Genomic DNA, 15276 nt, shown 5'->3' on the forward strand with positions numbered 1-15276 from the left:
TTAGCCATCTAAATGTGAACCATTTCACAGCTTGAGAAATTTTTTAAGTAGTATTTTTTAAAAAGGTAGAAATAAAGAAAGCTGATCCTAAAACCAGCACTATAGTTGCTCCTGAAGCAAGGTTAAAGATGTAAGAAAGCCAGAGACCTGAAGTAGTAAGAATGACGCCTAAAATTACTGAAAGAATCATGATATTTTCCATTTTAGATGTGATCTGTTTACTTACTGCTGCGGGAATGCTTAAAAGTGCAATTACAAGTATAACTCCCACAACTTTGATTAATACAACCACACTGAGGGCTACAATACATAAAAGAAGGATATAAACAAATTCTACAGGTACTCCTACCACTCTTGAAAATTCCTGGTCAAATGAAACAGCAAGAAATTCCCTGTAGAATAAAAGCACAGTGAAAATGATTATAAAGTCTAAAATAAGCATTAAAACAAGATCTGAAGAGGGAACAGTTAATATGTTACCAAATAAGTAACTGAAAAGGTCTGGAGCATATCCTGGAGTTAAGTTAATAAATATTACTCCTATAGCCATTCCAACGCTCCATAAAATACCGATAGCTGTATCTTCACTTATTTTTACTTTTTCGTTAATTAGCCCGATTCCCACTGCTGAAAGGACGCTGAATGGAATTGCTGCAACAATTGGGTTAATACCTATAAAAAAACCTAAACCAATGCCTCCAAATGCAGCATGGGAGATTGCACCGCTTATGGATACTATTTTTTTTACCACAACGTATGATCCTACAATACCGCAGGCAACACTAACTAAGACGGCTGCTATCAATGCATTCTGTATAAATCCATATTGGAGAAACTCCAGCACAATCAAACCCGCCAGATATCAATGCTCTTTAAATACTCTATGTGGGATTCCATGCCCAATTATTTCTATTGGACAGCTATAGGCAGCTTCAATACCTGCAGCTGAGCCTTCTGGAGTTCCATGATAATATAATTTCCGGTTAAGGCAGGCAATATTATCTACATAGGAAGAAGCTACTCCTACATCGTGAGTTACAAGAATTATGGCCATTTTAAGTTTAAGGGATGATAGAAGTTCATAAAAGGATTTCTGCATTTCAGGATCAACACTTGCTGTTGGTTCATCAAGTAAAAGCAGCAGTGGTTCTCTTACAAGGGCTCTTGCAATAAACACTCTCTGCATCTCCCCTCCAGAAAGTTCATTTATCTGTCTATCTTTAAATTCAAGCATTTCAACAGAATTTAAAGCATTGATAACTGCTTTTCTATCTTCATCTTTGTAATTTTTAAATAATCCGTTGTATCTGCCCATCAGCACCACTTCAAAAACGTTGATGGGAAAAGAAATATCAAAATAAGTTTTTTGTGGTAAGTATCCTGTTAACTTCAGTGCATCTTTTTGATTTTTGCCAAATATTTTAATGCTTCCCTTAAGTGGCTTAACCAGGCCTAAAATAGCTTTTAAAAGCGTACTTTTGCCGCCCCCATTAGGACCTATAATTGCCATGAAATCGTTTTTACAGGCCTCAAGATTAATATCTTCTAAAATAGTAATGCCGTTGAAATTTACGCTCAAATTATTAATTTCCAGTGCTTTATCAGTCATGACAGACTCCTTTAAAACTGATTAATTTTGAAGCGAGCTTTTAAATGCTTCGGTCACTTTATTTAAGTTTTCAATGTAGTTTTTATCAAGATCATCTATCATCACCACCTGCCCCCCAATTTCAGATGCTACACTTTCAGCACTTTTTCTGCTGAACTGGGGGGAAATGAAAACTACTTTAATATTTTCTCTTCTTGCCTGGTCAATCAGGCTTACCATACCCTGTGGGGTTGGTTCTTTACCATCTTTTTCAATTGCTATTTGAGTAAGGCCGTAATCCCTGCAGAAATAGCCCCATGCAGGATGATAAACCAGAATTTTTTTATCTTTTGCTCTGGCTAATGTTGCAGTAATATTTTTATCTGCATTATCCAGTTCCTGGAGATATTTATCCTTATTTGATTTATAGTAATCTCTATTAGCAGGATCTACCTGTATAAGTCCCTGATAAATGTTTTCAACCATTATCTTTGCATTTCGAGGTGAAACCCAGACATGTGTATCATATCGACTTTCTTCCCCATGCTGATGGTCGTGCTCTCCTATGTCCTCATTAGGTATAAAACTAATTCCTTTAGAACAGTTTACAACCAGCATGTTTTTGTTAATTTCAGTTAGCTTATCCATCCAGACTGTTTCAAATTCCAGTCCTGAACCAACCTGTGCATACATTTTTGCGCTGCTTATTTCTTTAAGCTGTTCTGGGAGGGGTTCGTAGGTATGAGGATTGGCTCCTGCTGGAACCATTGTAGTAACTTTTACCTTATCTCCTCCAACCTTTTCCACAAATTCTGCTTCAGGAGGTATACTAACCACAACACTTATTTTATCCGGATTCTTTATGTTCGCCTGAGTTTGGGATGATGGGTAGATTAATATTACTGCTGCTGCAAAGCAAATAATAAGCACTGATATGATTATTATCCTTCCCTTTTTCACATAATCACCTGAATGAATGAAAGATCTTGTATAACCTACTATAAGTTATTATTAATATTTAAATATTATGTTAATAAAGTTTAGCATAGTATTTAAATAAAGTTATTAAATAGTATATTAATATTATATGTTATCATAATCTGATTAGACTTGTTATGGCTGGAGGTACAGGTTATGCCCATTATAAGTATTTCTTTAAATGAAAAACTGCTGGAAGAAATTGATAAATTAAAGGATGAAACTGGTTATTCAGGCCGTTCTGATGTTATCAGGGCCAGTGCTCGAATGTTAATATCTGATAGTAAAGAAAAAGAAGATTTAAATGGAGATATTAATTCTATACTTGTATTGATTCACAATCAGGAAGTAGAAGATAAGGTTACTGAAATCAAACACGATTTTGAGGATATAATCAATACACAGATACACAGCCATTTAAAGGGACATAAATGCCTGGAAATATTTATTTTAGAAGGAAATGCAGAAAGAATAAAAGAAATATCCAGAAAATTCCAGATAAACCGTAAAATTGATTATGTTAAGTTAATTGTCGTTTAATTGGTTAAGAGTAAAATGCTTATATTTCAAATTTAAATGGAAGGAATGATCGATTTATCACTGATTCTCAGATTGTTATGAAAAGGGGATTGTTATGTTTAAATAGCAAAATAGTAAATACTTAATTGAAATAGAAATAATTTAATCACTTATTAAGTGGGCAAGGGAGTTAGACCTATTGTAGAGGTGTTATCCACTCTTTAACAATACTACTCTCCATTGGTCTCTGATTTTACGCCCATCCATCTAATCTTAATGGAGACAAGAAAATGGAATTTGAGTTTCTAAAAGACAAAGAAATAATTGTAGCCTCTAACAGAGGGCCAGTGTTATTTAAAAGGGATGAAAAAGGGATTATTGAACTTATACGGGGTAAAGGAGGTATTGTCGGATCGATGATACCTTTCCTTGAAAAAACTCATGGTACCTGGTTTTCTTCAGCAATTGGAGAATGTGACGAGTATATGAATGATAAATACAATTCTAAAGTACCTATTCCACTTACAGACCCGGAATATTATGTCAGATTGATTAAAACAAGAGAAGATATTTATAATGGCTTCAATGGCAAATTCGCCAATCCACTGCTCTGGTTTATTCATCATTCCATGTGGAATCCTCCCTATTCACCCTGTGCAGACGATGAACTGCATCAGGCATGGGATTCATACAGGTATGTAAACTCTAAATTTGCAGATGCAATAGTGGATGCAGTATCTAAGTCAAATAAAACTCCGATTGTAATGTTACAGGATTATCATATCTATTTAACCCCTAAATTAATAAGAAAACAGCATCCTCATGTTTTAATGACTCAATTTGTCCATATACCATTTCCCCCACCTGAAATATTTCAGCAACTTCCAAATCACATGCAGATCAAGATATTAGACAGCATACTTACAAATAATGTACTGGGATTTCATATACCTCGCTACATGAACAACTTCTTACAAACAATCAAACAGATTCTACCCGCCGCTTCTGTGGATGATCTAACAGGAGATATTCTGTATAAAGGGCATACCTGCCATGTAAGAACATATCCTATCAGTATTGATATAGAAACGATGCAAAAGCAAGCACAAAGTCCAGAAGTGATTGCAAAGGAAGCAGAAGTAGATGCAATGATTGGAAACTGTAAATTAATCTACAGAACAGACCGAACAGACTTATCTAAAAATATTATCAGAGGATTCCAGGCCTATGACATGTTCCTTGATAAATATCCAGAATGGAGAGAAAAAGTTAAATTTGTAGCAACCTTAATGCCTTCAAGGCAGGATATAAAGATTTACAGAGATTACACCGATAAAATAAAGGATCTGGTCAATGAAATCAACGAAAAATATGCTACACCTCACTGGGAACCGATTAAATACATATGCAGAGGAGATTACAATCTGGTAGTTGCTCTTTTGAAAAGATACGATGTTTTAATGGTTAATCCCATATTAGACGGCATGAATATCGTGGCCAAAGAAGGAAGTGTTGCAAACGAAAATAATGGCGTATTAATCCTCTCTACAGGGGCTGGATGTTATGAAGAATTGAAAAATGGAGCTATTTGTATAAATCCTTTTGATCTAAGACAAACTGCAGAATCAATCGATACAGCATTATTAATGGATGATGAAACAAAAGCCCAGATGATTAAAAATGCACGGGAAGCCATACAAAGAAATGACATGAATAAATGGGTATCTGATCAGTTAATGGACATTGAAGCTGTCATGTACGAGGGACAAAAACTTGAATCAGGTGAAGAACCTGAGAAAGTTAAAATCTCTCAAAACACTGGAAATGAATTCAATAGATGCATTTAAAAAGATAAAGGTGTTGCCCATTCAACTTCATGATATCTTGAAAAAATCCCAAAAAGAGAAGGCCCTGCCCCATGTTATTGCCTACAACAGAATTGATGGCCCCGGGTCCAGTCTGGATTTATGTGAATTTCAGCAGGCATTCTGGAAAATACCAGATATACCAGAAAATGATGATCCAGCAAGAAAATGGACCCAAAATATTCCAAGAACAGTGGGCATAACCATAGATACTGGAACCCGAATTGAGGCACATCCATTTAATCCAGAACTTATAGGTGTTAAATCTGTTGAATACAAAACTGAAGTCAGCGCACGTCCAGGTGAAGTAGTTCCAGTTAAGGAGAACTGGCTGCTTAAAATACTTGAAATATTTAATCTCTCAGGAGTAAAATTTGTTTTAAAAAATTTAAGAGAGGGTATACAGTCTTCAGGACTCGGCGGATCATCAACCGCCACAACAGGCGTATGTATACTTGCAAATGAATTAGCAGGACGGCCATTTACAGATATACAACTGATTTCATTAGCTTCCCGTATTGAACAGGGATATGGAATAAGTATCACCGGAACACAGGAGCAATCCAACGTTATTTTTGGAGGGGTAACTGATTATGTATGGTTTCCATGGGGTATACCTGGAAGTTCGGGCACAGGCTATGGTGAATCTTTAAGATTTCAGCTGATTCCACCAGAAGATTACCCACTTTTAGAGGAGAGGACAGCCATTTTTCACACTGGAAAACCTCGTCTAAGTTCAGAAGTTAATTTAGCATGGAGAAACGCTCTTTTAACTCCAGCAGGATACAGTTTACTTTCTAAGAAAATGAAGATAGCTTACAGGTTTCGTGAAGGACTAAGACTACAAAAATGGAGACATGTCCTTGAATCAATAGATAAGTACCGTAAAATACGAACCAAACTATGTGAAGGTTATATGGAAGGTTCCAGGGATTTACTGGAACGTGCCCAGAACTGTAACTGCACTGCTTTTCCACTGGGCGCTGGTGGAGGAGGTGGAGTTCTCTTATTTTCTCCTAAGCCTGAATCTCTGGAAAAGTTGCAGGAGGACCTTAAAGGTATTTATAGAGAAATCCCCTTTAAAATACGATCTAAAGGCCATGAAATTAATAATATCGGGAGTGTAAGCGTTCTCTAACTTAAAATATTGGATTAATCTATTTTATGACTTAAGCTGGTGTTAAATTGGGTGAAGCTAAGAAAAATAAAGCCCTCCATTAAAAAATAATTTAAAACTAAAACCTGCCCAGACCAATCCGAGCAGCACTCTGTTCAGCTTCCTTCTTACTCTTCCCACTTCCTACACCACAGTTCTCTCCCTCAATAATAACGGCCATAGTAAAAGTCTTCTCATGAGGTTCCCCCTCTTCTTTTATCAATTCATAACTCAATTCCAACCCATCACCATCACAAAACTGCTTTAATTCTGACTTATAATCATAAAAAAAGATATCTCCATTCTTAATATGAGGTATAACCGTCTTTGAAAGAAATTCCTGAACAGTGTCCAGTCCCTGATCCAGATACAACGCCCCAATAAAGGACTCAAATGCATCACTGATCACAGAATCAGTTTCCCTCCGGGTTAACTCCACTCCAGCACCATATTTTATGTATTTGTCCAGCCCAAGCTCAGTAGAATAAGTATAAAGTGCTTTTTTACAGACGTAATTAGCCCGTATACTGGTTAGCTGGCCTTCTGTTAAATTAGAGTCGCTATTATATAGAAATTCAGATACCACCAGATCTATGATGGCATCTCCTAAAAATTCCAGCCTTTCATAGCATTCACTTAACCCATTCTCATTAGCATAGGACTCATGAAGGAAAGCAATCTCATAGAGATGGGGATTAACAGGTTCAATTGAATATTTTTTTAGTAGCTGCATATTATCTGTTTATATTATACTCAAATATTTATGTTAGTACCTCTAATTAAAAATCAGTGAAATATCCGTTTCCCACGATCCTGCAATTGAAACATATTCAATGCTTAAATTTTAAAAAAACGTCACTTTCCACTTCAATGAGGTTCAAAATGGAAAAAAGAAACAAAATAATACTGGTAGCATCATTAACTGTCATTTTTTTAGGAACAGCGTTTGCATCATTCTATCTAATTAGTACAGAGGATAATTTTTTAAATGAGAGTAATTTCATCTCTGATTCTGGTAACATCAGTGATTCCCGTTTAAATATTTCTGATAATTCTAAAAATATTCCTAATACTCCAGTTATATCCGAAAAAATCCTTGGAAGTACCGATTATGGTAAAGTAACTGTAGAGGGGCCGTTTGGTAACTCAAACTCTCCAGTTAAAATTGCAGTTATAGTGGGTGTGCATCCTCTTGAATCTAATTCTCATAAAGCAGCTGTTGAATCAATTAAAAGCCGCCAAAAATCCTTAAATTACTGCTACTATATTTACAGGATTACTGTTACTAAAGATGCCCAGGATTATGATAAAGGAAGAATGAATGGGCAGCTACTGGCCAGTAAATTTGCTGTTAACCATATAATCCATCAAAATTATAATTTAGCCCTGGATATACATTCTAATCGGGGAAATTACAGGGAAAAGTGGTTTGTCTTTGCCCCCCTGGAAGATGGAAAATCTAAATCTGTTGCACTTAAGATAAAGGATAAATTACCAGGATTTGTATATTACAATCCTCCTTCTCAGACAAGCCCTAAATATGTTACTATTCCATTAATTAATGCAGGAACGCCATCTGTTGTTTATGAAACTTATCTTTATGAACCATATGGAGCTACAGAAAGATATGCTAATAATTTCATAAATGCTGTTGATAATATTAAAATATAGAATTTTGGAATTAAAATTTAAAACATGGTGTCTCATTAATTTTCACACAAACAGACACCTGATCAATAATTGATAACTGATTTTTTAAAAATGAATTCTTAATAACTGCAAACATGAGAACATATCAGTTTCATAGGAGCAGACACAAAATATATACAATAGTTTGGATATAAAATACATTCGGGAATACCCGAACATCATTCAGGTTAAAGATAGTGAGGAGAAGAAAGTGAAAACAGAAGAACTATGCACTGTATGCCCTAAATGCGGCTGTAAGGATAAACATATAATCAGGTCTGATGATCATTCTGGGCCAATTATTGGAATAGAATACAAAAATACTGGATGCCGAGCCCCTGAAGGATCCAAGTTCCGCTGCAGTGAGTGTGGATACATCTTCGGCTAATTTTTTCAGGTTCATCTTTATTAACACGACTGCAAAATATCAGAACATTAATAGTTAATGAGTACTAACCTACAATAAGACTCAGTGATTTATAGGCATGAAATGATAGAACCATACAAAGGAAGGGTTTTTGACCCCTGCTGCGGCTCTGGGAGTATGTTTGTTCAAAGTGAAAAGTTCCTTGAAGCTCATGGAGGTAAAAAAGGAGAACTTTCCATATTTGGGCAGGAATCAAACCAGACAACCTGGAGACTGTGCAAAATAAACCTTGCAATCAGGGGAATTGATGCAAATATCCAGTGGGAAGACAGTTTTCATAAGGACATGCACAAAGATCTTAAAGCTGATTATATCCTTGCAAATCCACCTTTTAATGATAAAGACTGGAGAGGAGAACTTCTACAAAATGATGTTCGGTGGAAATACGGCGTACCACCCAAAAGGAACGCTAATTTTGCGTGGGTGCAGCATTTTATACATCATTTAAACCCAACTGGGATCGCTGGTTTTGTTCTGGCTAATGGATCCATGTCTGCTGGTGGACAGAAGGTAAAATAAGGGAAAAAATAGTTGAAAACGACCTTGTGGACTGTATGGTTGCTTTACCGTCACAGTTATTTTATAATACGGGAATTCCTGCCTGTTTATGGTTTGTTACACGAGATAAAACAAATAGTAAGTTTAGAGATAGAAATGGGGAGGTTCTTTTTATTGATGCCCGTAAAATGGGCATAATGGTTGATAGAACACACAAGGAATTAACTGATGATGATATAGCAAAAATTGCTGATACCTATCATGCCTGGAGAGGTGAAGGCGGAGAATATGAAGATGTTAGGGGTTTCTGCAAGTCTGTGGCCATTGATGAAGTGCGGAAGCACGGGCATATTTTAACTCCTGGAAGGTATGTTGGAGTGGAGATTGAAGAGGAAGATGACGAAGTTTTTGAGGAGAAGATGAAGAAGCTCACAGCAGAACTTGGGGAACAGTTTAAGGAATCTGAAAAACTCGAAAAGGATATTATAGAGAACTTGCAGATGATAGGTTATGAAATTTAAATTGTTCGTTAGTGGGAATCAGACAGAGTTAAAGGAAGAACGTTTTGCAGTTAAGGAAGTTATAACCAACAATCATATTTTAAATAATCATTTTGATGTGTTTCTCTTTGAAGACTTGCCTGCAAAGGGTGAAGACCCTGTTTCTACTTACATTGATGAAGTGGAAAAGAGCGATATCTATATTGGGCTTATCGGCAACGTTTATGGAGAACCCAATGATGCTGGCTTATCCCCAACTGAACTTGAATTTCAAACATTTATCAACACAAATCCACATAATGAAAGACTTATTTTTATAAAAGGAAAATCCGATGCAAATAGAGAAGATAAAACACAGAAATTTATCCAGAATATAAAGAATTTAGCCACATACAAGCGATTTGATGGCTTAGATGATTTAAAAAGCTATGTTGAAGACAGTCTTACTTTATACCTTTATGATAAGCATATAATACGTAGTGAACCATTTGATATGGCAGTATGTTTTGATGCAGGTTATGATGATATTAATGAGGATTCAGTGAAAGATTTCTTAGAAAAGAGAGCCACTGAATTAAATCTGGGCGTTCCCTCAAGACCAGTAAAAGATTTTCTTGTTGACATCTTAAAGGTTGTAAAGGAAGTTGACGGCGAATTTAAACCAACAAATACTGGTTTGCTCTTTTTTGGGAAAGATCCTGCTGAATTTATCCCCCAAAGTGAGATAAAAATGGTGCGTTTTAACGGTGTAACAAGACTCCAGACCATTGACAGCAAAGAGATAAGTGGAAGGATATATGAAATGCTTGATGAGGCAGAAATCTTTTTTAAAAGAAATACACGTCTTGCAAATAAAATTGTGGGATTTAAGCGTGTTGATATACCTGAGTATCCATATGAAGCTGTAAGAGAGGCTTTAATTAATGCAATAGCTCACAGGGACTATGATCGTGATGAATCATCAATTATGTTTTCCATTTTTGACGATAGAGTTGAGATAAGTAACCCAGGAGGGCTTTTACCCGGTTTAAACATCCGCAAGCTTGAAGGGAAGCATGCCACCCGAAATAAGAAGATCTGTTCAATTTTTAAAGAAACCATGTATATGGAACGATATGGTACTGGAATTATAAAAATGAAGAATTTGATGGGAAAACACGGCCTTGAAGAGCCAGAATTTGAGGAAGAAGGAGATTTCTTTGTTGTGCGATTCTATGGGCCTGGCGAGAATATTCTTGATCTGGTAAATGATATTCCTGATGAGCAGATGACTGATTTAAAAGAGTTAGGTTTGAATGACAGGCAAATTGAAGCTTTGAAAATGATGGTTAATGAAAACATAACTTTTACCAATAGTTTATATCAAAAAACATTTAATTTGGAGAGAAGAACCGCTTCAAGGGATCTTAAAAAATTATTAGATCTTAAACAGATTCGTAGGATTGGATCAGGAAGAGCAACGAAATATAAAGCAAGTTAAAATTTGTGTCCTATTAATTGGAAAAATGTCCTATTTAATGACCTATTTTTTAGTGGCTCATTAAATGTTAAAATGTCCCTATTAAATGTCCCATTTATAAAAACATGAAAATTTTGCAAGGGGTAGGGGTAGTAGGTATTAGCTGCTGACATTTAAGTCTAAAAATATAATAAGGTAGAAACATGAAAAAAACAGGGTTTAAAGAGGTTAAGGGTTTTAAAGAAGAATTCGCGAAGCTTGTTGAAGATCCTGATAGAATAAAGTTTAGAGAATTTATAAAACAAAGTACTGGAGAATATCCGCATATTGACTTTAAAGAAATATGGCAAGAAGATTCTAAAGTTGCTAAAGATGTTTTAGGATTCTCTAATTCAGGGGGAGGAGCATTAATAATTGGTGTGAAAGAAGAAACAGATAAAAGCCTAACACCAGTTGGTATTGATCCTTTAAAAGATAAGACAAATATTAAATCCAAACTTGCAAATTATTTGCCATCAGATTTAAAGTATGAAATATTGGATTTTGTATATGGAAATGATGTAGAATGGGATAAAATAAAAAATAAAAAGTTTCAAGTATTAATAGTTGAAGATACTCCAGAATATTTGCCTTTTATTTCATTAAAATCATATGACACTGTACTATACAAAAATAAAATATATTATAGGGGTAAAACTAACACTGAAGAAGCAACTCATGAAGAAGTTAAAAAAATACTCAATAGAAGATTGGATACTAATGTAAGTACTACTGCCGAAGACGAATTTAAAGAACATATTCAACAATTAAAGGTCTTATATTCTTTTGTTGATGAATATTATATGTCACCATCTGTATTTGAGATTGTATCTACACTTTCTTCGAAGGTAAGGAACATTTCTTTGGGTATAATGAAAGAAAAAAACCCCAACTACCCTGAAGAAGATTTTGAGGACGTCATTATTAAAATGATTGAAAGAAAAAAGAAGATCATTGAAAATTTGATTACTGTACGATAATATGACTAATAAAACAGGATTTAAAGAAACTGAAATAGGATTGATTCCTGAAGATTGGGGGTTAAGAAAATTTTCTGATCTAATTGAAATAATAGGCGGAGGAACTCCAAAAACAAGCATTCCTGAATATTGGAATGGAGGAATACCTTGGCTTTCAGTCGTTGATTTTAATAATAACTTTAGAACTGTCGAGTTTACTGAAAAAACAATTTCAAAGCTAGGATTAGAAAACAGTTCAACAAAGTTATTAAAAAAAGGAGATATTATTATCTCTGCAAGGGGAACTGTAGGTGCTATTGCCCAATTAGGTCAAGATATGGCATTTAACCAATCTTGTTATGGACTTAAGGCTAAAAAAGAATTAATTAATAATGATTTTCTTTATTATCTACTTAAATTTAGTTTAAATATTTTAAAACAAACCACTCATGGATCCACGTTTGATACAATAACTACGAATACTTTTGATTTATTAAATGTTCCATTTCCGCCAATAATAGAACAAAAAAGAGTAGCTGAAATTCTCTCTTCTTTAGACAATAAAATCGAACTCAACCAGAAAATGAACCAGACCCTCGAAAAAATCGGGCAGGCAATTTTCAAGCACTGGTTCATTGACTTTGAATTCCCAGATGAAGAAGGCAAACCGTATAAATCAAGTGGTGGCGAAATGGTTGATTCTGAGCTTGGGGAGATACCTAAAGGTTGGGAAGTAAAGGATTTAAAAGATTATGTTAAGTTTGAAAGAGGAATTGAGCCAGGTAGTAAAAATTATTTTAAGTATCAACAAGAGAGTATGATCCCTTTTTTAAGAGTCGGTGATTTATCTGGAAAAAGGGTATCAAACATTTTTATTGAGGAAGAATCCTCTAAAGGTAAAATATGTAAAGAAGAAGACATTTTATTATCTTTAGATGGTACAGTTGGTATTGTTGCTGTTGGATATAGAGGATCATACTCAACAGGTATAAGAAAAATTGTTATTACTGATAAAAGTATAATTAATAAATCATTTGTATGGTGTTTCCTAAAAACAGGTTATATACAAGATCTTATAAAAGAGCATTCTGCTAGTAAAACAACCATAGCACATGCTGGAAAAGCTATAGATTTTATGAGAATGATTTTATCAGATAAAAAAACGATGACCAATTTTGATAACTTAGTTAGTCCTCTATTTGCACAAATAATATCAAATATTAAAGAATGCCAAAACCTTTCTAAAATCCGTGATTCACTCTTACCAAAACTAATGTCAGGAAAAATAAGACTAAATAAACCAATTAACTCTAATCATGAATTATCAAAAGAATTAGAGGCATGAAATGAATAAATTAACAGAAGACGCAGTCGAACTTGCAGCCCTCGAAATCCTCCACGAACTCGGCTACAAAATCGCATATGGCCCCGACATCTCCCCAGACGGCAATTTCCCTGAAAGAGAACTATATTCAGACGTTATCCTCAAAGATCGGCTACAAAATGCAATTTACAAACTAAACCCACACATTCCACCAGCAGCAAAAGAAGAAGCCGTTAAAAAAATTTTAAGAACTGAAAGCCCCCACCTACCTGTTAACAACGAAAGATTCCATAAAATGCTCGTTAACGGTGTTATCGTGGAATACAGAAAAGATGAAGGCACTGTTCACGATATTGTACATCTTTTTGATTTTGAAGACCCCCAAAACAACGATTTCCTCGCCGTTAACCAATTCACAGTAATTGAAAATAACAACAACAGAAGACCAGACATTGTTTTATTTGTTAATGGGCTGCCACTTGCTGTAATCGAACTTAAAAACCCTGTTGATGAAAAAGCAACCGTTAAAAAAGCTTTTAACCAGATTGAAACCTACAAAAATCAAATCCCTTCTTTATTCACTTTTAATGAAGTTTTAGTCTTATCTGATGGAATTGAAGCAAAAGCAGGAACTATAACATCTAAATGGGAAAGGTTCATGCCCTGGAAGACCATTGAGGGCGAAAAAGAGGCAGTGAAAGTCATGCCTCAGATGGACGTTCTATTTCGTGGAATGTTTCAAAAGAAAGTTCTACTTGACTTATTAAGACATTTCATTGTTTTTGAAAAAGAAAAAAATAAAACAGATAAAAAAATTGCTGCATATCACCAGTACCACGCTGTAAATAAGGCAATTAACGCCACGATCAAAGCCTCAAGTCCTCACGGTGATAAACGGTGCGGTGTAGTCTGGCACACTCAAGGATCAGGTAAAAGCCTTATTATGGCATTTTACACCGGTAAACTTGTTTTATCACTTGATAACCCCACAGTTGTGGTTATAACAGATAGAAATGACCTTGATGACCAGCTTTTTGGCACATTCAGCAGCTGCCAGGATTTGTTAAGGCAGGAACCAGTTCAGGCTGACTCGAGGGAACATTTACAGGAGCTTCTAAGTGTTTCATCTGGTGGAGTTGTTTTTACAACCATTCAGAAGTTCTTCCCTGAAAAGAAAGGCGGAAAATATCCCGTGCTTTCTGATAGAAGAAACATCATTGTTATTGCAGATGAAGCCCATAGAAGCCAGTACGACTTTATAGATGGATTTGCAAGATACATGAGAGATGCACTTCCCAACGCTTCCTTTATTGGTTTTACTGGAACTCCTCTTGAGCGCGGCGATAAAAACACCGTTAATGTATTCGGTAATTACATCGATATTTACGATATTGAACAGGCTGTTGAAGACGGAGCAACTGTAAGGATATTCTATGAAAGCAGGCTTGCAAAACTTGAATTTAGGGAAGATAAACGACCTGCAATTGACCATGACTTTGAATATGTAACAGAAGGGGAAGAAATAGCAAGAAAGGAAAAATTAAAGAGTAAATGGGCCAGATTTGAAGCTATTGTTGGTAATGAGAAGAGAATCAAACGTGTTGCCCGTGATATTGTGGATCACTTTGAAAAACGGCTTGAGGCGATGGAAGGAAAAGGAATGATCGTCTGTATGAGCCGCCGGATCTGTGTTGATCTTTACAGCGAAATAATCAAATTAAAACCAGAATGGGATGATAAGGGCTTTCTTAAGGTTGTTATGACTGGAAGTGCAAGCGATCCTGTAAAATGGCAGCAGCACATCAGAACAAAACAAAGAAGGAAAGAATTAGGGGATTTATTCAAAGACCCTGACACTGATTTTAAACTTGTAATCGTTAGGGACATGTGGCTTACAGGATTTGACGTTCCAAGCCTTCATACAATGTATATAGACAAACCAATGAAGGGCCATGGCTTAATGCAGACCATTGCCCGGGTTAACCGTGTTTATAAAGATAAACCCGGCGGACTTATCGTTGATTACCTTGGAATTGCAGCAGAACTTAAAAATGCACTCTCCGAGTACACTGAAAGTGGCGGTAAAGGAAAACCAGCACTTGATCAGGAAGAAGCAGTTGCGGTAATGCTTGAAAAATACGAAATAGTGCAGAATATGTTCTTTAATTTCAATTACGATGATTACTTCACTGCAAAAGCAATGGAGAAGATGCAGATTATAAGGAATGCTGAAGAACACATACTTCAGCAAGATGATGGTGAGAAAAGGTTCTTA

13 protein-coding genes and 1 pseudogene are annotated in these 15276 nt (G+C 35.4%); 10 read left to right on the top strand and 4 right to left on the bottom strand.

Annotated features, from left to right (window positions below):
* Window positions 1-43: 43 nt before the first annotated feature.
* From PQ963_10065 to PQ963_10075, 3 genes are read right to left on the bottom strand one after another with little or no spacing between them, the layout of a single operon-like run.
* Window positions 44-844, bottom strand: coding sequence for an iron chelate uptake ABC transporter family permease subunit (locus tag PQ963_10065; GenBank protein ID MEN4030003.1), 801 nt, complete (start codon window positions 842-844; stop codon window positions 44-46).
* Between the two features lie 18 nt (window positions 845-862).
* Entirely contained in the window at window positions 863-1609 is a 747-nt protein-coding gene (locus PQ963_10070; GenBank protein MEN4030004.1) for an ABC transporter ATP-binding protein, read from the bottom strand.
* A 21-nt stretch (window positions 1610-1630) separates the two neighbouring features.
* Window positions 1631-2548, bottom strand: coding sequence for a zinc ABC transporter substrate-binding protein (locus PQ963_10075; protein MEN4030005.1), 918 nt, complete (start codon window positions 2546-2548; stop codon window positions 1631-1633).
* Window positions 2549-2722: 174 nt separating this feature from the next.
* Here PQ963_10075 and PQ963_10080 point away from each other — a divergent pair, with 174 nt between their 5' ends.
* The 3 genes from PQ963_10080 to PQ963_10090 all read left to right on the top strand — a co-directional run bounded on the left by PQ963_10080 (window position 2723) and on the right by PQ963_10090 (window position 6088).
* The gene (locus PQ963_10080) at window positions 2723-3106 is read left to right on the top strand and encodes a CopG family ribbon-helix-helix protein (protein ID MEN4030006.1); all 384 of its coding nucleotides are present in this window, start codon (window positions 2723-2725) and stop codon (window positions 3104-3106) included.
* Between the two features lie 269 nt (window positions 3107-3375).
* The gene (locus PQ963_10085; GenBank protein MEN4030007.1) at window positions 3376-4932 is read left to right on the top strand and encodes a trehalose-6-phosphate synthase; all 1557 of its coding nucleotides are present in this window, start codon (window positions 3376-3378) and stop codon (window positions 4930-4932) included.
* 13 nt (window positions 4933-4945) lie between these two features.
* Window positions 4946-6088: a GHMP kinase gene (locus PQ963_10090; GenBank protein MEN4030008.1), complete on the top strand. Its 1143-nt coding sequence runs from the start codon at window positions 4946-4948 to the stop codon at window positions 6086-6088.
* A 97-nt stretch (window positions 6089-6185) separates the two neighbouring features.
* Here PQ963_10090 and rnc read toward each other — a convergent pair whose 3' ends face one another.
* On the bottom strand, window positions 6186-6839 hold the full coding sequence (gene rnc / locus PQ963_10095) for a ribonuclease III (GenBank protein ID MEN4030009.1): 654 nt from the start codon (window positions 6837-6839) through the stop codon (window positions 6186-6188).
* A 149-nt stretch (window positions 6840-6988) separates the two neighbouring features.
* Between rnc and PQ963_10100 the strand changes: the two genes are divergently transcribed.
* The 7 genes and pseudogenes from PQ963_10100 to PQ963_10130 all read left to right on the top strand — a co-directional run.
* Window positions 6989-7777 (top strand): hypothetical protein, encoded by a 789-nt coding sequence (locus tag PQ963_10100; GenBank protein MEN4030010.1) that lies wholly within the window; start codon window positions 6989-6991, stop codon window positions 7775-7777.
* 229 nt (window positions 7778-8006) lie between these two features.
* The gene (locus PQ963_10105; protein MEN4030011.1) at window positions 8007-8183 is read left to right on the top strand and encodes a TIGR04165 family Cys-rich peptide; all 177 of its coding nucleotides are present in this window, start codon (window positions 8007-8009) and stop codon (window positions 8181-8183) included.
* Window positions 8184-8339: 156 nt separating this feature from the next.
* Window positions 8340-9241, top strand: a pseudogene (locus PQ963_10110) (N-6 DNA methylase).
* Entirely contained in the window at window positions 9231-10700 is a 1470-nt protein-coding gene (locus tag PQ963_10115; GenBank protein MEN4030012.1) for an ATP-binding protein, read from the top strand. The pseudogene PQ963_10110 and the gene PQ963_10115 overlap by 11 nt, the downstream one beginning before the upstream one ends.
* A 182-nt stretch (window positions 10701-10882) precedes the next feature.
* Complete coding sequence (locus tag PQ963_10120; GenBank protein ID MEN4030013.1) at window positions 10883-11698, top strand: ATP-binding protein; 816 nt, start codon at window positions 10883-10885, stop codon at window positions 11696-11698.
* Between the two features lies 1 nt (window position 11699).
* Window positions 11700-13022 (top strand): restriction endonuclease subunit S, encoded by a 1323-nt coding sequence (locus PQ963_10125; protein ID MEN4030014.1) that lies wholly within the window; start codon window positions 11700-11702, stop codon window positions 13020-13022.
* Window position 13023: 1 nt separating this feature from the next.
* Window positions 13024-15276, top strand: a 2253-nt coding sequence (locus PQ963_10130; protein ID MEN4030015.1) for a type I restriction endonuclease subunit R, incomplete at its 3' end; no start/stop codon positions are given.

This window comes from Methanobacterium sp. (genome assembly GCA_039666455.1).
GTDB lineage: Archaea > Methanobacteriota > Methanobacteria > Methanobacteriales > Methanobacteriaceae > Methanobacterium_D.